This is a genomic window from Christensenella sp. KGMB01412 (assembly GCF_055522415.1).
This window is the reverse complement of record NZ_JBVFVW010000001.1, coordinates 135013-158823: the sequence shown is the minus strand read 5'-3', so window position 1 is coordinate 158823 and position 23811 is coordinate 135013. Positions and strand designations below refer to the sequence as shown.

Genomic DNA, 23811 nt, shown 5'->3' with positions numbered 1-23811 from the left:
AAAAGAACGGACACTGTTTTAAGCGTCCGTTCCCGTATTTTTGTTTTACTTTTTAATGTTACAGGACTCGTTTCCCGCAGATAAATCTGCTCTGGAACCAGGAACCCATGTTTCTGACAACGATTTGTCCGGAACCTGACGAAGCGTCTACGATCTGTCCGCCGCCAAGGTAGATACCAACGTGACCGGACACGCATACGATGTCACCGCGCTGGAGGTTATCCCAGCTTACCGAGGTGTAGCCAGAGTTTGCCCAACCGCTGGAGGTCATGTACCCAATACCATTTCCGCTCTGTTTGAGCGCATAGTATACAAATCCGGAACAGTCAAACGAATCCGGGCCTTTTCCGCCAAGCACATACGGCTTACCAACCTGAGCCATAGCAGCATCAATAAATGCTTCTACATCGCCCGGATTTGCCGAAGGAGCGCTTCCGCCGCCTGACGAACTGCTTCCGCCGGAAGAGGAACTATTGCCCTTATTTCCGCTTGAGCTGTTGCCCTTATTGCCAGAAGAACTGTTTTCCTTCTTGCTTTCTTCTTCTTTTTTCTTATCTTCTGCCTTCTTCTCCTCAGCCGGTTCAGCATTATCAGAGAAAAGCATCTCTTTTGTCTGGTTGCCAACGCTGCCGTCGTCCGTAAGTCCGTTCATGCGCTGGAAATATTTCACTGCCTTTTCCGTATCCTCGCCAAAGTAACCAGTAACGCTCACAGAATATCCAAGTTGCTGTAACCTGTCCTGAATTTTCGATACATCGTCACCTTCAGCTCCAAGAGCTGCCGTGTATTCTTTTGCCGCATCGGAGAAAATCGCAGCCTGTGTAGCCGGACCTGCAGCTCCGTCTACATCAAGACCGTTTTTACGCTGGAATGCCTGAACCGCCATCAGTGTAGCCGGGCCAAAGAAATCGGTCGGTTGATCCTGAGACATATAATGGAGCTCCATCAGTCTTTCCTGCAGCGCAGGTACCGACGGATCATTCATTCCTGCCGTCAATGTCACATATTGTGGAGTCGGTTCCGGAGTCGGCTCCGGTTCCGTTGTGGCTTCCGCTACAGTTGCATCCTCTGCCGCCGGAGTCACTGCTTCGGTCATATCTGTTAGCTCGGGAGCCGGCGTTGCCGCAGCTACTGAAGGTGTTGCCTCCTGCACCGGCTCAGATACCGGTTCTACAACCGCCTCCGGCTCATTCTGCGTCGCTGGTACGCCTGTATCGCCGTTCGCAGCCATTACCATTACCGGTACCATAATTGCTACTGTGGCAATCGCTACAACCACTGTAAAACGTTTCCGGTTTACTCTTCTTGTAGCATATCTGCGCGTTTTACGCGGTGCGGCCTGCATCACAACCGATGCCCTGCCCGTCCGTGATGCCCTTACCGGATGAATGCCGCCGACGCTGCCGCGTCTGTGTGCACTTTTTCTGGTAACTGTCTTCATGTTAGAAAAGCCGCTTTTCATACTCGCAAGCTTGTTTTTCATGGTTTTTACCGTTTTAGAAAAACTTTTCTTAACATTAGATATAATATGGTTCATATTAATCTCCTCTGTCTTTTTCGCTCTAAACAGGTTTTACCCATTTTTATAACTTTGATCATTATACATCCTTTTTTTTATATTGTAAATAGTTTCGTAATAATTTATTAACAGATTTTTCAAAACAGATGATTATTTGCGGTTGTTTCCAACAGGACACGCCGCCATACAAATGCCGCAAACCGCTCCCCTCCCTATTTTTTGAAAAGCCCTTTTCATGTACCGGCTGCACTTTTCCGCGTCGATAATATCGCAAAGCGGCGTATTGATACTCCACTCTGTTCCGGCCAGCGCGCCGGATGGACACTGCTTCACGCAGTTCCCGCAATTTGTACATGGATTTTGTATAATCCCGCTCTCCTCCACCGGATAATCCGTCATCACCGTTCCAAGGCGCACGCCGCAGCCATATTCGCGTGTGACCAGAAGGTCGTTTTGGCCGATCCCTCCAAGCCCGCACAAAACCGCCGCAGCCTTATGGGAAAGCATTCCGCGCAGGCCGTCATCGCTCACAGACTGTGAAGCGGGTACATATACGGCTGCGTAGCCTTCCCGCTCAAGCGCAAGCACCAACGTGAAGGACACATGATCGATATACGCATTGCACGTACGGTAATGGTGAAAATAAGCTTTATCCGGTCCGTGTTTACGAATCCCTTCAATAATTGTGCGCGGAAGCGGCAGTGCAAAAGAAATCACATTGCGCAGCCCGGGATAGACTTCCATTCCCTGTGGCAGACGCGCTGTTCCGTATAACGGGACAAGCTTTTCTTCCAATATTTGCCGATAGTCCATTCTATTGTTTTTTCTTTTTTGTCGTAACCTTATTTACAATCAATACGACAATACAGATTGCCGCCATGACTACAAAAATCGAAACCATTCCCTGCCACATCAGCTGCAGCGAAGCACCAACTACATCCATAATAATCCTCCTTTACAGAAGCGCGGGCACGAGCCCTAAAATTACGCCGCCCGCGATGACCGAAGCGATCTGTCCTGAAACATTCGCCCCCACCGCAAACATCAACAGGTGGTTTTGGTTATTTGCTTCAAGACCCATTTTTTGTACAACCCGTGCCGACATCGGAAACGCCGATATGCCCGCCGCGCCAATCATCGGATTCAGTTTATTTTTCTTGCTGAACAAATTGATCAGTTTTGCAAACATCACGCCCGCAATCGTATCGAAGAAGAATGCAATCAGGCCGAGCGCCATAATCATAAGCGTCTGTATATTGACAAAATTTTCCGCCTTCATTGTGGACGCAATCGTAATCCCCAGAAGCAGCGTAATCAGGTTTACAAGAACCTTCTGCGCCGTATCGGAAAGCGAATCAAGCACCCCGCATTCACGCAGCAGGTTGCCAAACATCAGGAAGCCTACAAGCGCGATAGAAGCCGGAGCCACAAGTCCTGCAATCATCGTGACTACAATCGGGAATAAGATTTTTGCAATCTTGGGGATATCTCCCCCGTCGTACTTCATTTCGATCGCCCGTTCCTTCTTTGTCGTTACGAGCTTGATCGCAAGGGGCTGTATGATCGGCACGAGCGCCATATACGAATAGGCCGCAACCGCGATCGCTCCCATATACTGGCTGCCGAGTACCTGCGATACCAGAATAGACGTGGGGCCGTCCGCGGCTCCAATAATACCCACAGATGCAGCGTCTGTAAGCGAAAATCCCATTCCCGCGGCGGCAAGTATCGTAAAAAAGATACCAAACTGTGCCGCAGCGCCAAAAAACAGCAGCTTGGGATTTTTCAGGAGCGGTCCGAAATCAATCATTGCTCCAATTCCAATAAACAGCAATAGCGGCATAGCCTCGCTGGCGTTGATTCCCACGCTGAACAGCCAGTCTATAATACCCTGCACCGGCCCTACTCCTGCCATCACCTGATCAACTGCACCGGAAAATGGAATATTTACTAAAATTGCGCCGAATCCAATCGGTAATAATAACGCCGGTTCCAGTTTTTTTGAGATTGCCAGGTAAATGAGGACAATGCCAACAATAAACATTACAACCTGTTGCCATGTGAGAGCCATAAAACCTTCTACTAGAAAATCCATCGCTTTCTCCTTATATTGTTTTACATACAAAATTTAGTATATCATTCTATCAATTCAATGAAAATACATTTTAGAAACATTTTATATGTTGTTTGGCCTTTTCCCTGTTTATCTTATTGATAGATTTGTATATAATTATATAATCATTTGTTCCGTGAGAAAACCATTTTGATTACTATTTTGGAGGAATCGGCATGAAAGTCGTCGCGTTTAACGGAAGCCCGCACAAAAAAGGAAATACTTACCAAAGCCTTCTCATCGTATGTGATACACTGGAAAAGTATGGGATCGATACCGAAATCATACAAGTTGGAGGCAGGCTTTTGCAGGGATGTATCGACTGCCGGCACTGCCGTAATATCAATGACCGTCGTTGTGGAATTGCATCGGATGATATGAACGCGCTGATCGAAAGCGCGCTTTACGCAGACGGGCTGCTGATCGGTTCCCCTGTTTTTTATGGAAATATAACGCCGGAAACCAAATGCCTGATCGACAGGCTTGGCCGCGTCGCTCGCAGCAATGGTTACCTGCTGAAACGAAAGCCTGCGGCAGCGGTGGTCACGGCGCGCAGGAACGGCGGAGCCTTTGCTTTTTCCGCAATCAATTACTTGTTCCATGCAAATCAGATGATTGTCCCCGGTTCTTCAAACTGGAATTATGTGATGGCCGGAGATCCCGGCGAATGGCAGGATGATGGCGAAGGGATCCAAACCCTTACGAATCTGGGTGAAAATATGGCATGGCTTATACAAAAACTATCAGACTGAACAGCAATTTTCAGAGCTACGCGATACCGTGCAGGGAATCAATCCTATGCGATCATGGTATCGATATGTTTCATGCTGAAACAATCCATTGCCTGACGAGTCCTTCTGGAGGGCGCTACCGGCTGCCGGTCTTTGTTCTGCGCCCGTAAGCAGAGCGGCGTATAAAACTAATAAGGCGTTCTTGATGTCGCCAGGCATCAATTCGTTTTGCGGGGTGGAAACCGACGCAAAATATCCTTATACAAAAAAGCTCTCATACAAATTGCTGAATATGAGAACCCTTAGAAACAAGCGGATGGATATGTGAAATAGCTTCCTGTCCTATCCATACTATTGTACCCACAACTTCGGTACCTTTTAATGCCGCAAACATAACGGACTGTATGCGGCCTTTCTGTATTGTATTTTTATTTTTGGGCAAACGCGCAAAGCCAGCCGCGTCCTTCATCAAGCTCTATTCTTACGTTGGAATACCCCGCCCCTGTCAGCATTTGTTCCAGCTCTTTGGGCGTATTGTTGTGCATTCCCAGCACATCCACAATCCGCTTCTGTTCCTCGCTCTGCCCTTCATGGGCATACATCTCGGCAACAATCACAAATGTACCGCCCAGTTTTAAGACGCGCCTTACCTCTGCAAAATCGTGCGGCAGGTCCGGCCAGAAGTAATAGCTTTCCACCGTAGTGACCGTGTCAAACATATCGTCCGGGAACGGAAGCTCTGACACACTGCCGTGGAATATCTCCATCTTACCGCTTGCCACATCTTCTTTGTTTTCTTTTGCCGCGACCTCTACAGAAGTTTCGGAATAATCGATTCCATAGAGCTTTCCGTTTTTCGCGCGGCGGGAAAGCATTTTAAGGGCATTCCCGCCTCCGCACCCAACATCGAGCACGATAGCGTCATCTTTCATATCGATTTGGGAAAATGCCCATGCCGTAAGCTCTGCATGGCTTTCATTCATGCGGCTAAGCGTCTCTTCTCCAAGCTTCCCCTGTGGCATTTTACAATTTTGCAATACGTTATCCGGTGTTTTCATTTTTTATTCGATTTCATCCTCAGTTGGTGATCCAGCACACGTTTCCTGATCCGCAGGCTTTCAGGAGTTACCTCCAGGAGCTCGTCTTCCCCTAAAAATTCAAGCATCTCTTCCATGCTCATATTCTTCGGCGGAACCAGCCTCAGCGCATCGTCGCTTCCCGACGCGCGGACGTTGGATGCGTGTTTTTTCTTGCATACATTGACCACAAGGTCTTCGTTTTTGGGAGAGCTGCCTACAACCATCCCCATATAAACCGGGACGCCGGCCCCAATAAAGAGCGTTCCGCGCTCCTGTGCGTTATATAGTCCGTATGTAACCGCGTCGCCTGTTTCAAAGGCAATGAGCGATCCCACGCTGCGCTTTTCGATTTCTCCCTTATACGGTTCATATCCGTCAAATACGGTATTGAGAATTCCTTCGCCGCGCGTGTCTGTCAGGAATTCTCCACGGTATCCAAACAAGCCGCGTGCAGGTATCTTAAATTCGATTCTCATTCGCTCGCCCTGCGGCGTCATGTGAATCATCTCCGATTTGCGCGAACCGAGCTTTTCGATCACAGCCCCTACGCTCTCTGCCGGTACATCCACAAGCAAACGCTCGATTGGCTCGCACATGTGCCCGTCGATCGTCTTATATAACACTTTAGGCGGCGAAACCTGGAATTCATATCCCTCGCGGCGCATTGTTTCAATCAGGATCGAAAGGTGCATTTCACCGCGCCCAAGCACACGGAACGCCTCCGCTTTATCCGTCTCATGCACACCCAGAGATACGTCCTTACGCAGCTCTGACATCAGGCGGTCGCGCAGGTGCCGCGATGTGACAAACTTTCCTTCCCTGCCCGCAAAGGGGCTGTCATTTACGGAAAAGGTCATTTCCACAGTCGGCTCCGATATCTTAACAAATGGAATCGGCTCGAATTCATATGGCGCGCATACCGTATTACCGATATTCACTGTGTCAAGACCGGAAAACGCAACAATATCGCCCGCTTTCGCCTCGGGGACGGCAACACGCTTAAGCCCATCGTATTGATAAATTGCCGTCACTTTTCCATTTGTGCACAAATCCTCGACATGGTAGTCGCACAGGGACACTTCCTGCCCTGTTTTAATCGTCCCACGCTCGATGCGTCCTACGGCGATCCTTCCGACATAATCATTGTAGTCAATAGAGGACACAAGCATTTGAAGCGGCGCATCCGGATCGCCCTGGGGTGCGGGAATATAATCCAAAATCGTATCAAACAGCGGCTTTAAATCTGTTCCGGGTGCATTGGGATCCATCGTCGCCGTTCCCTCGCGTCCCGAGCAATAAACGATTGGACTGTCGAGCTGTTCGTTTGTAGCGTCAAGCTCCAAAAGCAGCTCCAAAACTTCGTCTCCCACGTCATTGAGACGCGCGTCCGGGCGGTCCATTTTATTGATCACAATAATCACCCTGTGGTTAAGCTCCAGGGCCTTCTGCAATACAAAACGCGTCTGCGGCATCGGCCCTTCGAAGGAATCCACCAAAAGCACAACGCCGTTGACCATTTTAAGTACGCGTTCTACTTCGCCGCCAAAATCTGCATGGCCGGGTGTATCCACAATATTTATTTTTACATCCTTATAATAAGTAGCCGTATTCTTAGCAAGGATCGTGATGCCGCGTTCCCGTTCGAGGTCGCCGGAATCCATTACACGGTCTGCAACCACCTGATTGTCGCGGAAACTTCCTCCCTGCTTGAGCATCTCATCCACAAGCGTTGTTTTTCCATGGTCTACGTGCGCGATAATCGCGATATTTCTCAAATCTTCTCTAACCAATTCTATTCTCCCTTTCTTTTCAAACAATTTATTATATACCAAAAAGGGCTTTAAATCAAGGAAAATCGCGGTTTGACAGGATGATGTATAATAGAAACGAAAGAATTGATTCAATAAGGAGTTTTTTATGGAGCTTTTATCGCCTGCGGGTAATTTTGACAGTCTCATTGCAGCAGTGCAGAACGGCGCGGACGCGGTGTATGTCGGCGCGCAAAATTTCAGCGCGCGCAACCTTGCGGATAATTTTTCCGATCTTTCCAAAGCCGCATCATATGCCCATGCCTCCGGCGTTAAGCTTTATCTTGCGCTCAATACGCTTGTGCGCGACCGGGAAATAAAACGCTGGCTCGAAACGGCGCAGGCCGCCTCAGACGCGGGCGTCGATGCTTTTATCCTGCAGGACCTTGGCTGCGCGATGCTTCTCAAATCGCTATGCCCTTCCATTCCCCTGCACGCGAGCACTCAGATGACCGCACACAACGCGGATCATGTCAGGCGCCTGCAGGAATTGGGATTTGAACGCATTATCCTCTCCCGCGAGCTTTCTTTTTCTGAAATCTACGCTATCAGCAGCCGCACCGGTGCGGAGCTTGAAATTTTTGTTCACGGCGCGCTATGCACCTGTTACTCAGGCCAGTGCCTGATGAGCAGTATATTTGGAGGAAGAAGCGCCAACCGCGGCCTGTGCGCGCAGCCCTGCCGCCTGGATTACCGGGCGGGCAATAAATCCGGACGGCTTTTGAGTACAAGGGACTTATGTCTTATCGATCATATATTCAGGATCAGGCAGGCCGGAATCGCCAGTATCAAAATTGAAGGACGCATGAAGCCTGCCGGGTATGTCGGCACGGTTACGCGTATCTACCGCAAGGCACTGGACGGCGGGCAAATCACAAAGCAGGATAAGGAAGACCTGCTGCGCGCATACAGCCGCCGCGGGTTTACAAACCTGCCGTTTACCGGCAATATGAAAACAGCCGCTCCAATCTCCATGCCCCTTCCCACCCCGCCTGTCAAAAAGGATAATTGTTTTGATGCTTATAAACCTCTCAAAAAGGGAAAACGGAAAAAGCCGCGCAAACTCGCCGCACAGGTGCAAACCCTGTCGCAGGCAAAGGCAGTGCTGCCGCTTGTGGACATTCTCTACATTCCCATTGATGCAAAATGGGCCGTAGAGCTGAAGCAAATGCAAAAAGAAGGCTCACCGCAGCTTATCGGCGTACATCCATTGATTTCACATGAAGGCGAACAGACAGGTTTTGACGCTTCCCTCTTTGACGGCGAATTGTTTGGAACGCTTACCAAAACAAACGCCGAACACAAAATTTCCGACGCTTCCCTGCACGTGACAAACGGCGAAACGCTTAAAACGCTGCGGTCTCTTGGCTTTGAACGCGCGACGGTGAGTGTTGAGCTCAACGCCGCGCAGATCACCGACCTTCCGGATGTAATGCCTACTGAGATGATTGCCTACGGACGGCTGACGCTCATGACGACCATGCACTGCCCACTGCATTGTGACAAAAAAAATTGCCGCGTTGCTTCCGGCAGGGAATTGCTTACCGACCGTATGGGAAAACGCTTCCCGCTCCGCAAAACCGGAAGCGGTTGCCGGGTTGAAATCCTAAACAGCGCGCCAATTTACATGGCCGACAGGCTTTCACAGGTAAGCGCGAATGTAATACGGCTTCTGTTTACCATCGAAACTCCTCAGGAATGCGTTAAAATCACCCGGGAATACCGTGACGCGATGGCAGGAAAGCCTGTTTCCCCTCCCAGTGATTTCACGCGCGGGCATTTCACGCGCGGCGTGAAATAAGCAATGCTATATAAAAGAAAAACCTCCTGTTCAGGAGGTTTTTTTATTTATTCAAATTGTCCATTTTTCCATTGTTCAAACTTTGTGTTGATCACAGCCTCAACCTTATCGTAGTTTTCCCAGCTGTCTTCGTGCAGGTATACCGCAAATTCACTGTCAGTATCCTCGCCAGACAGGACCTGCGCATAGTCGTCCACATATGCGGAATCATAGTAATCGCTGGTAAATTCAAGGGCCTCGTCCGTCATCAGATCCTCCAGCAGCGTTTCATCAAAACACTCCATCAGCATGTCCCTGCCCGACATATCGCGATTTTTCACCCGTTCAAATTCATCTGAAAAATCATCATACCATTCTTTTTGGATCATTTCATTGTTCACAAGCCACGCAAGATACATTCCAATATGCGTCCCCGCATTTTCGTATGGGATGCTGTCCGGAAAAGTTACTGCGTGCCAATCCATTTTATCAAATGCCATTGAAACACCCCCTGTATTTATTCACATCATACCTTACGCTATGGCATATTTCAATACTTCTTTCCAAAGTTAACAATTTATTATCAAATCGCTTCCCGTCCGTCCTTTTTGGACTTCTATCGTCGCTTCAATATTTTCTTTCAGGAGCTCGACATGGGATATAATTCCCACGAGCCTAGAGCCCCCGCGTACGCTTGCCAGAACGTCAAGCGCATTTTCGATCGAAGCCGGATCAAGCGATCCAAAGCCTTCGTCAATAAACATCGCATCAATATGGATTCCCCCGCTCTGCGCCTGTACCACAGTAGAGAGCCCCAAAGAAAGCGCCAGTGCAACCAGAAACTTTTCCCCACCGGAAAGGCTTCCCACGCCGCGCCGCTCCCCTGAATACGCGTCAAAAACCTCAAGGTCAAGCCCTGCCCGTCTGGTTCGTCCAACTCCTTCAAGCGTACGGAAAAGCTGGTAGCGCCCGTCGTGCACTCTTGAAAGCAGCGTATTTGCCTCCCGTGTGATCGCGGTCAGCATCACCCCCAGTACATACCGCTGCAAGCTTACGCCATTCGAGCCGCGCAGCAATCGTGAAAACTGGTCAAGCTCCACATATTCTTCCGTCCTTTTACGCAGGGATCTCTCCTGTTTTTCGAGTCGCGATACAGCTTGCTGCATCATTTCAAGCCGCGCCTTTGTTTGGGCAGCCTTCGCATCCGCCGCCTTCCTGTATTCCTCTTTTTCCTTAAGCTCTTTTTTCAATACGTCAGTTTCAGGCCTCTTAATTCCTTCCAGTTTTTCTTCCAATGTTTTTATCCGGCTCTGCACCAGCTCGTATTCTATTTTATACTGCTGTATTTTTTCCCTTGCCACTGCAATTTCCTGCTCTGTCATGCAGCTGCTCCTGAACTGCTCATCCGTCTGGAATCCCCTCTCTAAACATCCCTGTTTGAAATCTTCCATTGCTTCTTCGAATGCCAGCTTCGCCTTTTCAAGCTCTCCCGCAAACAATTCGCAGGACGTTTCCGATGTTTTGAGCGCACTGTATGCTGCTTCGGCTTCTTCCAGAACGGAAGCAAGCTGCTTACGCCCTGCCTTTCTTTGCCTGCCGCCCACGGCACCCTGCCCAAATTTTTTCAGCCCGTTCCCGCATACCTGCATATCCTGCGCGATTGCAAAAAGCTCCTTGTCAAGCTGCGCCAGCTGTTGCCGCAAATTTTTCACCTGCTGCTCCGCCGCCTCCACCTCCTGCGCAGTTGCTTTTATATCCGATTGCGCCGCCGGTTTTGGATGATGCGTACTTCCGCAAACAGGACACGGTTTTTCTTCCTCAAGCTCCCCTGCCAGCATATAAGCCGCGTCGTTCACATATGCCGTAAACAGCCTCCGGTACTCCTGCTCCTGTTTTTTGATTTCATCCTTAAGGCCCTGCTCTTTTTCCCTGAGCAGGCTTTCCTCCGTTTGGATTGCGGCGTGAATCCCCCTTAGGTTCTCTACGCATTCCGACACTGCTTTTCGGCTTTCCTCCGCCTTCCTTTGCGCGTCAGAAAGCATTTTTTCACGTTCCTGCATTTGTTTTTGCAAAGCCGAGGCTTCTTTCCTTCGTGGCAAAAGCTGTGCTGCGCTCTGCGCGCGCCTGCATTTTTCCTCCAGCTCCGCAGCCTCCTTCGCCTGTGCTTCAACCGTCTTTTTCTTTGCGAGCGCCCGCGCCCATTCGTCAAACAGTTCCTGTACTGCCAATGCGTTTTGCAAAGCATTTTGAACCGCTTTTTCTGCCAGCTCTGCCGATCCGCTGTCTGCTTCCTGCTCCTCAAGCTCCTTTTGTTTCTGCGCGGTCAATTCCTCCAGTTCTTCGCGGGATGTGCATCCAAACTGCTCCAAAATTGTTTTTACTGTTTGCGCCTCCGCTTCCTTTTCACGCTTTAAGCGCAGCGCCTGCTCCGCCAGCCACTCCGTAATTTCACTCCACCGTTCCGCCTTGAACAGCGTCACTAAAATTTCCTCCTTGGCTGCGGAATCCGCAACCAGAAGCTGTTCAAATTTACCCTGGGGCAATAAAATAATCTGCCGGAACTGCTCATAGCTGAGCCCTAATATTTCCTCCGCCTTTTGGCGTACGTTTCTCAGTCCCGGATTTTCAAAATACGGCTCGTACTCACCCTCATCGTTCATAAAAAACGCACTCTGATAAGCCTGCAATTCTTTTTCCCCGCTTCGCTTGACGTGTACGCGCACTCCGCGCGTGAAGCGATAACGTTTGCCGTTTACCTGGAAGGCAAAGCTTACCTGCGTATCCTGATCCTCTGCTGCAAAATCGCTGCGCATAGCGGTAATATCCCCGCGCCCTCCGCCGCTGCTTTCTCCAAAGAGTGCATAGGTCATCGCGTCGAGAACTGTTGTTTTTCCCGCCCCGGTCTTTCCATGAATCAGGAAAAGCCCCGCTTTGCGAAAATCGCGGAAATTGATCTCCTGCCTTTTTACATAAGGGCCAAACGCTTCAAATGTCAAAACCTCCGGCATCATTGCGCGTCACCTCCCTTTTTTGCGAAAAGCGCCTTTCGGAACCAGCTTAATTGATTTTCCGACGGCTCTTCCCCTCCGGTAAACTCACTGTAAAACATTTTCATGATCTCTTCCGGATGCAGGCTTACGGTTTCGTCCACGGTAAGCGTTGTTTCATCATTACCATCAGAAAGCTGTTTTCCTGCAAACGAAAGCAGATTTCTGTAAAAGTTACGAAATGTGTTGATAATCTCCATATGCGCATATTCGTCGGTCAGCTCTATTTTGACGTAGTCCTCCCTGCACGGATCGTTTTGTGCAAAGTCCAGTATCTCTTCATAGGCTCCCTTGATTACCCGCACATCATGACACATCTCAAGAGGTACCTCCCGATACGAAAAATCCTCCGTGTCGATTACTGTCACGCTTTTTTGCGCGTTCGCTTCCCCAAAGGAATATTTGACGGGCGCGCCGCTGTAGCGCACGCCTTTTGCAACATCCTGCGCGCGGTGCAGATGCCCCAGCGCCACGTAATCAAATCCCTGAAAGGCATCCCAGCCTACCATATTCGCGCCGCCAACCATAGCGGAATGATCGCTGTCCGAAACCTGCGCGCCTGTCACAAAACAGTGTGCTACAAGAACATTTTTTCCCTTTTCCTTTTTTTCATTCTCCATCAATACGCGCATCGCCGCATCATAGCTTTTTATTTCTTCGTCCGGATACAGGAACCGAACCTCTTCGATTGAAAAAAACGGAAGCAAATGGAACGCCGTATCTTTGATCAGAACAGTTTTGAGTCCATCCCTGACACTGCCTGCAATATAAAGACCTGCTTTTTCAAGAAGCGCGCCGCACGATGCAAGACGCGCAGCGCCGTCGTGGTTGCCGGCGCAAACCAGTACGGGAACTTTTTTTTCAATACAAAGCTGTGTCATTGCTTCATTATATAGAGCGATCGCGTCTGCATTGGATACGGCGTTATCAAACACATCTCCAGCAACGATCACCACATCGATTTTTTCCTCGTCCACGATTTCCAGTAGCCTTCCAATAAAATGGCGTTGCTCTTCAAGCAAAGAGGTATTATTGAGGCTAAGGCCCAGATGCCAGTCCGATGTATGTAATATCCGCATTGCGTTTCCTCCATTTACAGCATAGTAACAATATGATTATCATATCATATTTCATTTTTAAATTGTATGGGCCGGCCAGATTATTTAAGCCCCTGCTTTTGGTTTTGAAATGCAAATCGTCCTAACAAAAAAGCTTCCGGAACGCCCGGAAGCTTTTCATCTTTTCTTTGGATTAATATGCCAGCTCGTAAATATTACGGATATCGGATTCCTTTAATACGGCGAAATGTCCTACTGTACCGCCATTATCTTCAGCACACTTATGCGCCATCTCATCCAATACGCTTTTATCCGTAACGCCCAGATCGCGCAGGGAGGTTGGCATGTTGATCGATTTGAGGAAGCCAAGGTAACGCTTGAGCCCCTGCATGACAGTCCAATCCGGATCAGTTACATCGTATTCCACATCAAACACCCGCATCGCCCACTGGATGAACCGCTGTGGTTTATTTTTATAGACATATTTGATCCACGCCGGAAAAATGGCCGAAAGCCCTGCGCCGTGGGAAACGTCAAAAACAGCGGATACTTCATGCTCAATCGCATGGGAGCCCCAATCCTCTTCACGCCCCATGCCAAGCAAGCCGTCGTGAGCCACCTTGCACGCCCACATAATTTCCGCACGTGCATTGTAATCTTCCGGCTGGGTAATTGCCGCCTTTGCATTGCGCATCAAGCCGCGCATCACCGATTCGCACATCCTGTCTACAACGTCGGTATGCTCCGTTTTTGTAAAATAGCGCTCCATAATATGGGCAATCGCATCTGATATTCCCGCTGCCGTATGGTAAGCCGGGACAGAAAAAGTAAGCTCCGGATTCAAAATCGAAAAAACGGGACGGGCGCCTAAATCGCTGTATGCGAGCTTTTGCCTGGTTTTCTCATTGGTGATGACCATACCATCCGAAGACTCGCTTCCCGCACCGGGTATTGTCAGGATCGTACCAATGGGCAAAATCGCCTTGGCGGTTTTCTCTTCCAGAAAATAATCCCATACGTCGTCGCTGTTTGGCGTTCCGCAGGCAATCGCCTTGGCAGAATCGATCACGCTGCCGCCGCCCACCGCGAGTACAAAGCCGATTCCGTTGGAGCGGCACATCGCGATTCCCTCATATACAAGCTCGAGGCGCGGATTAGACTTTACCCCCCCAAGCTCGTAGACTGTAATATCAGAAGCTTTCAGGGACTTACGAACCCGGTCAAGAAGTCCTGAACGTTCCGCGCTGCCCCCGCCATAGTGCAGCAATACCTTGTCGCCATATTTTGCTACCTCGTCGCCTACCAAAAGCTCTGTATTTCTTCCAAAAATAACCTTGGTCGGATTATAGAAAATATCATTATCCATATTGAATCCCCTCCGCTTTCTTATTTTAAGGATATCTGTTTGCTTCTATTATTATATACAATATCTGTTATGTCAATTCATTAAAATGATGAAACCTGGAGATTATTTTTATAAGTCCCGATATTATTCTCCTCAATCATCTGCACTCTTTCAAATAACTCATCGGCAAATATCGTTTTTTCTCTGTATATATTTCATCGGCCGGAGACCGGCACACTGCAAAGCATTTTTTCGATAAAATAAAAAAACTGCCTGGAATCCTTGATTCAAGCAGCTTTGCTTTGGTGACCCACCGGAGACTCGAACTCCGGACACCTTGATTAAAAGTCAAGTGCTCTACCACCTGAGCTAGTGGGTCATTTTGCGTGGAACGTTGATTATTATATCATAGCCGCTAAAGATTGTATAGCCCTTTTTTAATCTTTGCGGATATTTTTTATGGCTGGGGTAGCAGGATTTGAACCTACGAATGCGGGAGTCAAAGTCCCGTGCCTTACCACTTGGCTATACCCCAATAAAAAAGATAATAACCTACAAAATGGGGTGAGTAGTGGGATTCGAACCCACGGCCTCCAGGGCCACAACCTGGCGCTCTAACCTACTGAGCTATACCCACCATATCAGTTATTATCTTAATGGCGCGCCTGAAGGGATTCGAACCCCTGGCACACGGCTTAGAAGGCCGTTGCTCTATCCAACTGAGCTACAGGCGCACAAGTTATTTGGATTGCATTTAGCCCCGGCTGACAATTAAAAATTATAACAAACCCAATCTTAAAAGTCAACAAAATTTAAACATTTACGCGGCATATACTGCCTTTATCTCTCATTTTACTCCCCATCCCTGTTTTTCACAATCATTTTGTGTTTTTTATCTGTGTAATTGGTTATCTAAGGAGAGAATCTGCGTTTTCTCCGTTGTTTTCTCCGCCCTTTTACAGGCGTGGCGGATTTGGCGGCTGAAATGTAATAAAATATTCAGATTTAATGAATAGATTTTGCCATATTTGTGTGCTATAATTAGCAACTGTGTCGTGTAAAAATATGTTAAATGAAAATTGTGGCTCTCTACACGATAAGGAGGTTTTTGAATTGTTATCTTTTATCTCGACCTTTAATATGGTGCTGTTTATCCTGTTTACAGCATTATATTCATATCAGATCATTTTTGTGGTGGTCGCGCTCTTCCATAAGAAAAAGGAAGTTGCCCCAGCAAAGAAAAACCACCATTTTGCGGTGCTCATTGCTGCCAGGAATGAAAGCGCCGTAATCGGCAATCTGCTCGACAGCATCAAGCGGCAAAACTACCCGCAAGATAAAATCGACATTTTTGTCGTCGCAGACAACTGCACGGATGATACTGCAGAAATCGCGCGCAAAGCGGGTGCACATGTTTACGAACGCTTCAACCATTCCTATGTAGGAAAAGGCTATGCCCTTAGTTTCGCGCTCAATAACATCAAAAAAGATTATGGCAGCGATGCTTTTGAAGGCTTTTTCGTTTTTGACGCAGATAACCTGCTGGACGAAAACTATGTTGCGGAGATGAATAAGCTTTTCGATCAGGGCTATCGCGTCCTCACCTGCTACCGTAATACAAAAAATTATGCGTCCAACTGGATTTCAGCCGGATATTCTCTTTGGTTCCTGCGCGAATCCAAATATCTCAATTATCCGCGTATGCTGCTTAATACAAGCTGCGCTATTTCCGGCACAGGATTTCTGATCCATAACGATATCATCCAGGCAAACAACGGCTGGAAACATCATCTGCTCACCGAGGATATTGAATTTTCTGTAGACAGCATTATCCATGGAGAGAAAATCGGTTACTGCGGCGCGGCCAAAATCTATGACGAGCAGCCCTGCACATGGAAGCAATCCTGGACGCAGCGCCTTCGCTGGTCAAAAGGTTTCTACCAGGTGCTTGGCAAGTACAGCAAAAAGCTGATCAAAGGCTTTGCGGTCGACCACCGTTTCAGCTGCTACGATATGTTTATTACGATTGCCCCCGCGATCTTTGTTACGCTTGCGAGCATCATCGTAAATTCCGTATTTATGATCAATGGCTTTATGGGCCCTGTCATCCATACTGCGGTAATAACCGCTACAGGAACTGCGATACTTACCTCCTTGTTCAATTTTTACAGCATCCTGTATCTGGTCGGCCTTATTACGACGATCACGGAATGGAAGGAAATACACCATACCAGTTCTGCAAAGAAGATTTTGTATACCTTTACATTCCCTATTTTCATCCTGAGCTATATTCCGATTTCAATCGCGGCATTGTTCAAAAAAATCGGCTGGGAACCAATTCCCCATAATATTACGAAAACAATCGATAATTTTGAACAGATGCGATAACTATGACATCTGTAAGCAGACGCCGGCAGGCGTCTGTTTTTGATTGGAAGACGCCCGCTTAAGCCGGCGAAAAGGTGTTATTATAAATATAGGAAACAATTTTAAATTTTCAGGAGGTTTTAATCATGGCAAACATACTCATCAGTCCAAATAAATACGTACAGGGCAGCGGCGAGCTCGAAAACCTTGCCCGCCATGTAAAGACGCTCGGCTCACGTTTTTTTATCATGGGAAGTCCCTCCGGGCTCAAGCGAGTTGAGGATACGGTGCGCAAAAGCTTTTCGGGCACAGATGCAGAGTGCTTTTTTGAACCGTTCAGCCGCGAATGCTCCATGAACGAGGTGAACCGTCTGCGGGAAAAATACCATGCAAATAAATGCGACGCAGTAATCGGAATCGGCGGCGGAAAGACACTTGACACGGCAAAAGCCGTGGCCTACTATGAGAAGGCTCCCGTTGCGATTGTCCCAACGATTGCGTCAACGGATGCGCCGTGCAGCGCGCTCACCGTACTATATACGGACGACGGGATCTTTGACCGGTATTTGTTCCTTCCCGCCAATCCGGATATTGTATTGGTCGATACGCAGATCGTATCTCAGGCTCCTGTACGTTTGTTTGTTGCGGGCATGGGCGACGCTCTTGCGACCTATTTTGAGGCGCGCGCCGCATCCGAGGCCAATGCAAATAACTGCGCGGGTGGAAAATGCACACTTGCCGCTCTCGCTCTCGCAGAGCTCTGCTACGATACCCTGATCGATCAGGGCCTGAAGGCCAAGCTTGCGATGGAGCATAATGTGTGCACGAAAGCGGTAGAAAATATCATTGAGGCAAACACCCTGCTATCCGGTATCGGCTTTGAAAGCGCGGGGCTTGCGGGCGCTCATGCGATACACAATGGCCTTACCGTCCTTGAAGCTTCGCACGATTACTACCATGGCGAAAAAGTGGCGTTTGGCACGCTTGTGCAGCTCATGCTGGAAAATGCGCCCATGGAGGAAATTGAAGAAGTGCTGCAGTTCTGTATCGATGTAGGCCTGCCTGTATCGCTTGCACAGCTTGGGCTCGCGGACGCAACGCCCGATGATATCCGCAAGGTCGCACAGGCTGCCACCGCAGAAGGAGAAAGCATCTATAATATGCCCTTCCCCATAGACGCCGAAATGGTTTATGCAGCGATATACGCCGCAGATTCAATCGGACGTTATTACCTTGATCTGGAATAGACTCTTGATATGAAAAGAGCTGTTTGCGATTGTAAACAGCTCTTTTCTATTCCGCATTTTTTTTAATAAACTTATGGCTGAGCTTATCGAACCATATTTTCTGGCTGGGATACAATCCAAAATATCCCGAACACACATATCCAAGCGCACAGGCAATCAGATAGAACAAAGCCCCGTTTGCACCAAAAAGTTCAATGCCGATCACGAATGCCGTCATTGGGCTGTTGATTGCTCCGCAAAACACGGAAACAAGGCCGATTGCCGCGCCAAACGACGGAGAAAGCCCCATAAGCCCCCCTGCGAAGCTTCCAAAGGTTGCGCCGATTACAAGCGTTGGAACAATCTCTCCGCCTTTAAAGCCCGCCCCAATCGTTACAACGGTAAAAAGTATTTTCAGCAAAAATTCCTGCCCTCCCGCCGCGTTTGCAACCGCTGTTCCAATCAGCGGAAGGCTATCCCCATTGTAAAGATTGCTTCCGACAAGGTAAGTCAGGCCTACGATGATAAATCCGCCCGCGGCAGCCCTTATGGCCTTATTTGGAAATGCTTTTTGATATAGCATCTTGCTCGTTCGCAGGGACGCGCACAAAAGGATGCTGACAAGCCCTCCCATCGCTGCAAGCAGGATAACCTGCACGCAGGAGACAACATCGAGCGCAGGCAGGCCTGTGACCTGATACTGGGGAAAATCGACATGAAACATCTGCGCAATCCCAAACGCAATGATTGACGATAGCGTGCAGGGCAGGATCGCCGAATAAAACATCACACCCACGCCTGCAAGCTCAATGGCGAGGATAATCGAAGTCATGGGGGTTCCCACGACGGCGGAAAATCCGGCGCTGATTCCGCACATGATCACGATCTTTTCTTCCTGATCGTTCATATGAAGCCATTTTCCAATCGATGAAGACAGGCCTCCGCCAAGCTGGATCGCAGCGCCTTCCGTGCCAACCGATCCGCCAAACAACCGTGTTATGAGGGTGCTTATAAAAATCAGCGGTACCATAACCGCAGGAATCCTGTCTGAATTCCGTACAGACTGTATGACGGTATCCGTTCCATTATCATGGCTTTTCTTACTCCAGCGGTAAAGCAGCGTGATCAATACCCCACCTGCCGGCAGCAGCCATATGATCCAGTTATGCTCCAGGAAAAAGCCCGAGCTGGTATTGATGAGCATCGCAAACAAAGATCCCAGTATTCCAACCGCGATCCCGATTACGCCCGCATACAAAACCCATTTCAAAAAAGTTTTTACGTATGCGGCAAACCCAGATTTATTTTCGGATTGTTTTCCTGCCATACCCTTACTCCGTTATCTTTAAGTTAACCCGGATAAACAAGCTGAAAACAGTTTCCGAAAAAACACGAAAAAAACATCCGGTTTCAAAACCGGATGTTTTTACTTTTCATCAGTCAATGATGCGCAGCTTTGGGATTACCCCAACCTCGCCAATCATCAGCGTCGCGGCGCGTTCTATCCCATCATAGGAGCAACCTGCGCTACCCGGGTTCACCAGCCATATCCCATCCTCAAACTCACAATACGGCTGGTGGGTATGTCCAAATAATATCGCCTTTGCTCCCTGCTCCTGCGCATAGTAGAAAGCCCTGTCATACGAATATTTGACCTTTAAAAGATGCCCGTGTGTCAAAATGATCTTTTGACCGCACAAAACGACCTGCTCTGTATCGTTTCCCGCGTCGCCCATGTCGCAGTTGCCTTTCACCGCAATCACGATAGCCCGCGTATTTTGCTCTATATAACGCGCGTCGCTGATATTATCCCCCAAGTGGAAAATATAATCGAAATCGGCAAACTGCCGCAGCGCACGGTCTATTACGCCTTTGTTCCCATGCGTATCGCTTAAAACAAGCGCGCGCACCATCTTTTTCACTGTATCCTGCCAACCTCTTCCTGCAATTTTCCAAGCGCCTTGGCCCGGTGGCTGATTTTGTTCTTTATCTCTGCGGGAATCTCCGCAAATGTTTGTCCGTATTCCTCCACATAAAACAGCGGATCGTATCCAAAGCCGTTCTCTCCTTTGGGTTCGTCGATAATGCGGCCTTCCGCTTTCTCTTCAACGTACAGCTTCTCCTTCCCGCCGTTTGCAAGAACAAGCGCGCATACAAACCATGCCCTGCGGTTTTCTTTATCCTTTACCAGCGAAAGAAGCTTTGCATTGTTTTTTTCATCGTTTGCCCCTTCGCCGGAAAACCGTGCCGAATAGATGCCCGGCGCTCCGTCCAGCGCTTCCACACACAAACCCGAATCATCCGCCAGCACGTCGCCATCCACCATTTCGCTGATCTCCACAGCCTTTTTACGCGCGTTTTCATGGAAGCTGTTTCCATCCTCTACTACGTCATGATTGATCCCCGCATCCTTCAGTGATAGGATTTCATCATAAAAGCCACTCAGGATCGCTTTGATTTCCCGTACCTTTCCCTGGTTGTTTGTCGCAATAATCAATCGTTTCATATCGTGATCCCCTCTTCCTTCAACACCTGTTTTTGGGCGTCGATTATTTCACCGATTCCCTTTTTGCACAAACGCATCAGCTTGGAAAATTCCTCTTCCGTGATGGTGCGTTTTTCTCCGCAAACCTGTATTTCCCCAATGTTTCCGTCCGACGCGGAAATCATATTCATATCTGCCTGCGCACTGCTGTCCTCGCTGTAGCAAAGGTCAAGCATCGGCACGTCGCCAACGATGCCTGCAGATACCGCGGCAATATGCTTTTTGAGCGGCGACCTTTGCAATACGCCTTCCCCGATTGCCCTTTCAACACATAGCGCAACGGCAACAAACGCTCCGCTGATCGAGGCTGTCCTTGTGCCGCCATCCGCGTTCAAAACGTCGCAATCCACAAAAATCGTGTATTCTCCCATATCCTCAAAATCACACACGCTTCGCAGGGAACGGCCTATCAGGCGCTGTATCTCGACGCCCCTGCCGTCTTTTTTCATCCCGTCGCGTTTTTTTCTTCCCGGGGTGGACGCCGGCAGCATAGAGTACTCGGCCGTCAGCCAGCCCTTCCCTGTTCCAGCAAGAAAAGGCGGAACCTCCGGCTCGAGCATAGCTGTACACAGCACCTGCGTATTTCCCGTACTGATCAATACGCTGCCATGCGCATTGTTGATTACATTCGTCCTGATTGTAAGCGGACGTAACTCATCCAGTTTTCTTTTGTCGTCTCTCATTCGTTTCTCCTCTGATCCGATTTTTTCATTTTAACACAATTCCTACACGCATTCAATTATGTGGTATAATAAACACGTCTGTATAAGGAGGTTTTTTATGACGCTTGACGGTCTTACTTTATATACCTGCGTTGCAGAATTGCAGGAAAAATGCCGGGACGCAAAAATACAAAAGGTGCTGATGCCCGGCAAGGAGGAACTGGTTTTCCAGCTTTACTCCGCCGCTGAAGGTACGCTGAGGCTTACCATTTCAGCAGATGCGGGAGATTGTTCCCTTTACCTTACCAGCCATACAAAAGAGAATCCCAAGGTGCCGCCTGCCTTCTGTATGTTCCTGCGCAAATACCTTACGGGCGCGCGTATCGCAGATATAACGCAGCGGGGCCTCGACCGTGTTGTCGTCTTCACGCTGGAGACAAAGGATGAAATGCTCCATCCCATAACGCTCAGGCTAATCGTGGAGATCATGGGGAAGTATTCCAACATTATCCTTGTCAATGCGGAAAACCGGATTCTGGACAGCATCCGCAGGGTTTCTGTGGATGTAAGCAGCAAGCGCCAGATTTTACCCGGCGCTGTATACGACGATCCCCCGCAGGAAAAGCTCAATCCCCTTACGCTTTCCCTTGGAACGCTCACCGAGGCGCTGCACACAAAACGTGATACCAAAATTGTTTCCCATATTGTAAGCGTTTTTGACGGAATCTCCCTGCAGACCGCACAGGAGGTACTGTACCGCGCCGGTATTGACGAGACGATGACAGGCGCGCTCTGTGGCAAACAGCTTGAGCGTATCGCGCGGGCGTTGCATGACTTTTTGACAAATGCTGTGGCGCATCCCTTACCGTGTATACAAAGAAATGCGGACATGCTTCCGGTGTTTTTTTCCTGCGTCCCTTATGAGACCTACCCGGAGCAAACGCGCAAAAGCTTTGCTACGGTCAACGAAATGCTTGATTATTATTACAGCAAGCGACTTATGATTTTCCGGATGACGCAGCAACGCGACGCGCTTTATAAAACGGTGCACAAAATTTACGCCAAGCTTTTGAAGCTGATCGGCGTTTATGAGGCTACGCTGCGCGACGTTGCCAAAGCGGAAAAGCTGCAAAAACGTGCCGACCTTATCACCGCCAATATCTATCGCCTGAAAAAAGGAATGCAATCCTTTGAAGCCGTGGATTATGAAACCGGGGAGAATGTATCAGTCGCGCTGGATGTTTCGCGCAGCCCTCAGGAGACGGCGCAAAAGCTGTATAAAAAGATCGGAAAGCTCAAAACGGCAGCCCTGATCAATCAAAAAAAGCTTGCCGACGCACGTGAAGAACAGGAATTTTTGGAGGGTGTGCTCCACTTTACGGAAAATGCCCGCTCAACGGACGAGATCAGCGAAATCAGGCTTACGCTCGTACGCGCCGGTTATCTTGCGCCTCCGCCTAAAAATAAAAAGGAGCCTGAGATACAATCCCATCCCCTCCACTATGTTTCCCCCACCGGTTATGAAATATTTGTGGGCAAAAACGACCGGCAAAACGAGCAGCTTACCATGCGCGACGCAGCCAAAGACGATATCTGGTTCCACGCGCAGAAAACGCCCGGCTCCCATGTGCTTCTGGTAACCGGCGGAACCGATCTTAACGATATTGACGATGAGACAGTCGTTATGGCGGCAGAGCTTGCCGCGGCGCATTCCCGCGCACGGCAATCCGGTAAAACCGCTGTGGATTATACCCAGCGCAAAAACATCAAAAAACCGCCGGCCGCACGCCCGGGCAAAGTGATCTATGACGATTATTTCACTGTTTACGTAGATGCGGCAAACGGTACGCGGCGCATTCCGGAGGAAGAAAACGAATGAATTTGCAGGACCAGATTTACGACCTTTTTATCAATGCAGGCTGTGACCGCAATGAAAATCAGAACAAGGTCATCCATGATAAATATATCATCAAACGCGGTCATTCCCCAAACGGCTGGTATTCCCTTTCCAACAAGGACCGTTTTCGCCTGCAAATGACGCCCGTCGGTGTGAAATGGGAGTACGTGCAGGTGAACGACACAATGTTTTTATGGTATGACGGGGACGTACTCAAAAAGCTGATCGCCTATGTGGATTACCCGGACGGAACCACGCGCGCATATTATGAAGGTGATTTCCATATCACGTCCATCATCCGCCGCAGGATTCCCCCTACCGTCCTTACCCGTAAATACTGCAAAATCTGCGGAGATAACCTTTTGGGACGCGAGATACGCGGTTTCCTCGTTGACCTAGGGGAAGAAAAAGGCGGCGGAAATGGTTATATGGACCTTCATTTGTATGAGAAGTCCCTGTGTTTTCGCAGCGATATCCCCGCCCGTGTCGATGGGATCTGGCCGTTCAACAAATGGCTGCACAAATACCTGCGGTGGCATCGCGAGCTTCCGCTCGAGCACTTTGAGAAATCAAAAACGGACGGGCTTTTGCCGCGTCCGTAATCGAAAACCGGTCAATCGCGGGGCGTTACTTA

20 protein-coding genes and 4 tRNA genes are annotated in these 23811 nt (G+C 48.9%); 6 read left to right on the top strand and 18 right to left on the bottom strand.

What is annotated here, in order from left to right:
• Window positions 1-58 precede the first annotated feature (58 nt).
• From ACS5WU_RS00805 to ACS5WU_RS00790, 4 genes are all read right to left on the bottom strand, one after another.
• The gene (locus tag ACS5WU_RS00805) at window positions 59-1537 is read right to left on the bottom strand and encodes a C40 family peptidase (protein WP_059109168.1); all 1479 of its coding nucleotides are present in this window, start codon (window positions 1535-1537) and stop codon (window positions 59-61) included.
• A gap of 132 nt (window positions 1538-1669) precedes the next feature.
• A complete protein-coding gene (locus tag ACS5WU_RS00800; protein ID WP_465088876.1) occupies window positions 1670-2332 on the bottom strand; it encodes a 4Fe-4S double cluster binding domain-containing protein in 663 nt (220 codons plus the stop codon).
• A gap of 1 nt (window position 2333) precedes the next feature.
• Complete coding sequence (locus ACS5WU_RS00795; protein WP_268872442.1) at window positions 2334-2462, bottom strand: hypothetical protein; 129 nt, start codon at window positions 2460-2462, stop codon at window positions 2334-2336.
• 12 nt (window positions 2463-2474) lie between these two features.
• Complete coding sequence (locus ACS5WU_RS00790) at window positions 2475-3614, bottom strand: sodium ion-translocating decarboxylase subunit beta (protein ID WP_046443084.1); 1140 nt, start codon at window positions 3612-3614, stop codon at window positions 2475-2477.
• Between the two features lie 194 nt (window positions 3615-3808).
• Here ACS5WU_RS00790 and ACS5WU_RS00785 point away from each other — a divergent pair, with 194 nt between their 5' ends.
• Window positions 3809-4384: a flavodoxin family protein gene (locus tag ACS5WU_RS00785; RefSeq protein WP_059108902.1), complete on the top strand. Its 576-nt coding sequence runs from the start codon at window positions 3809-3811 to the stop codon at window positions 4382-4384.
• A 407-nt stretch (window positions 4385-4791) separates the two neighbouring features.
• On the opposite strand, the gene ACS5WU_RS00780 is transcribed toward ACS5WU_RS00785, so the two are convergent.
• Together ACS5WU_RS00780 and typA are read right to left on the bottom strand one after the other, a co-directional pair.
• On the bottom strand, window positions 4792-5421 hold the full coding sequence (locus ACS5WU_RS00780; RefSeq protein WP_059108903.1) for a class I SAM-dependent methyltransferase: 630 nt from the start codon (window positions 5419-5421) through the stop codon (window positions 4792-4794).
• Window positions 5418-7232: a translational GTPase TypA gene (typA, locus tag ACS5WU_RS00775; RefSeq protein ID WP_059108904.1), complete on the bottom strand. Its 1815-nt coding sequence runs from the start codon at window positions 7230-7232 to the stop codon at window positions 5418-5420. Before typA ends, ACS5WU_RS00780 begins: the two co-directional genes overlap by 4 nt.
• Before the next feature lie 127 nt (window positions 7233-7359).
• Between typA and ACS5WU_RS00770 the strand changes: the two genes are divergently transcribed.
• Window positions 7360-9051, top strand: coding sequence for a U32 family peptidase (locus ACS5WU_RS00770; protein WP_059108905.1), 1692 nt, complete (start codon window positions 7360-7362; stop codon window positions 9049-9051).
• A 47-nt stretch (window positions 9052-9098) separates the two neighbouring features.
• Here ACS5WU_RS00770 and ACS5WU_RS00765 read toward each other — a convergent pair whose 3' ends face one another.
• From ACS5WU_RS00765 to ACS5WU_RS00730, 8 genes are all read right to left on the bottom strand, one after another.
• A complete protein-coding gene (locus tag ACS5WU_RS00765) occupies window positions 9099-9530 on the bottom strand; it encodes a DUF7832 domain-containing protein (RefSeq protein WP_046443088.1) in 432 nt (143 codons plus the stop codon).
• 69 nt (window positions 9531-9599) lie between these two features.
• Window positions 9600-12041 carry an AAA family ATPase gene (locus tag ACS5WU_RS00760; protein WP_302760496.1) on the bottom strand — a complete coding sequence of 814 codons (2442 nt, stop codon included), beginning with the start codon at window positions 12039-12041 and terminating at the stop codon, window positions 9600-9602.
• On the bottom strand, window positions 12038-13156 hold the full coding sequence (locus ACS5WU_RS00755) for an exonuclease SbcCD subunit D (protein WP_059108907.1): 1119 nt from the start codon (window positions 13154-13156) through the stop codon (window positions 12038-12040). Before ACS5WU_RS00755 ends, ACS5WU_RS00760 begins: the two co-directional genes overlap by 4 nt.
• Before the next feature lie 172 nt (window positions 13157-13328).
• Window positions 13329-14501, bottom strand: a complete 1173-nt coding sequence (locus ACS5WU_RS00750; protein WP_046443091.1) for an iron-containing alcohol dehydrogenase — start codon at window positions 14499-14501, stop codon at window positions 13329-13331.
• A 282-nt stretch (window positions 14502-14783) separates the two neighbouring features.
• Window positions 14784-14859 (bottom strand) — tRNA-Lys (locus tag ACS5WU_RS00745).
• 81 nt (window positions 14860-14940) lie between these two features.
• Window positions 14941-15015, bottom strand: a tRNA-Gln gene (locus ACS5WU_RS00740).
• A 25-nt stretch (window positions 15016-15040) separates the two neighbouring features.
• Window positions 15041-15117 (bottom strand) — tRNA-His (locus ACS5WU_RS00735).
• A 20-nt stretch (window positions 15118-15137) separates the two neighbouring features.
• Window positions 15138-15214: transfer RNA gene (locus tag ACS5WU_RS00730), tRNA-Arg, on the bottom strand.
• A gap of 379 nt (window positions 15215-15593) precedes the next feature.
• Here ACS5WU_RS00730 and ACS5WU_RS00725 point away from each other — a divergent pair.
• Window positions 15594-16868: a glycosyltransferase family 2 protein gene (locus ACS5WU_RS00725; RefSeq protein ID WP_235811566.1), complete on the top strand. Its 1275-nt coding sequence runs from the start codon at window positions 15594-15596 to the stop codon at window positions 16866-16868.
• Between the two features lie 125 nt (window positions 16869-16993).
• Window positions 16994-18094 carry a glycerol dehydrogenase gene (locus ACS5WU_RS00720; protein WP_302760495.1) on the top strand — a complete coding sequence of 367 codons (1101 nt, stop codon included), beginning with the start codon at window positions 16994-16996 and terminating at the stop codon, window positions 18092-18094.
• Window positions 18095-18140: 46 nt separating this feature from the next.
• Here ACS5WU_RS00720 and ACS5WU_RS00715 read toward each other — a convergent pair whose 3' ends face one another.
• From ACS5WU_RS00715 to rph, 4 genes are all read right to left on the bottom strand, one after another.
• Window positions 18141-19343 (bottom strand): chloride channel protein, encoded by a 1203-nt coding sequence (locus ACS5WU_RS00715; RefSeq protein WP_465088875.1) that lies wholly within the window; start codon window positions 19341-19343, stop codon window positions 18141-18143.
• Window positions 19344-19509: 166 nt separating this feature from the next.
• Window positions 19510-19986 carry a metallophosphoesterase gene (locus ACS5WU_RS00710; RefSeq protein ID WP_046443153.1) on the bottom strand — a complete coding sequence of 159 codons (477 nt, stop codon included), beginning with the start codon at window positions 19984-19986 and terminating at the stop codon, window positions 19510-19512.
• Window positions 19987-19991: 5 nt separating this feature from the next.
• Window positions 19992-20579 (bottom strand): XTP/dITP diphosphatase, encoded by a 588-nt coding sequence (locus ACS5WU_RS00705; RefSeq protein ID WP_046443094.1) that lies wholly within the window; start codon window positions 20577-20579, stop codon window positions 19992-19994.
• On the bottom strand, window positions 20576-21301 hold the full coding sequence (gene rph, locus ACS5WU_RS00700) for a ribonuclease PH (protein WP_046443095.1): 726 nt from the start codon (window positions 21299-21301) through the stop codon (window positions 20576-20578). The genes ACS5WU_RS00705 and rph overlap by 4 nt, the downstream gene beginning before the upstream one ends.
• Window positions 21302-21398: 97 nt before the next feature.
• Between rph and ACS5WU_RS00695 the strand changes: the two genes are divergently transcribed.
• On the top strand, window positions 21399-23159 hold the full coding sequence (locus tag ACS5WU_RS00695; protein WP_465088874.1) for an Rqc2 family fibronectin-binding protein: 1761 nt from the start codon (window positions 21399-21401) through the stop codon (window positions 23157-23159).
• Entirely contained in the window at window positions 23156-23779 is a 624-nt protein-coding gene (locus tag ACS5WU_RS00690; protein ID WP_302762122.1) for a hypothetical protein, read from the top strand. Before ACS5WU_RS00695 ends, ACS5WU_RS00690 begins: the two co-directional genes overlap by 4 nt.
• Window positions 23780-23811: the final 32 nt, after the last annotated feature.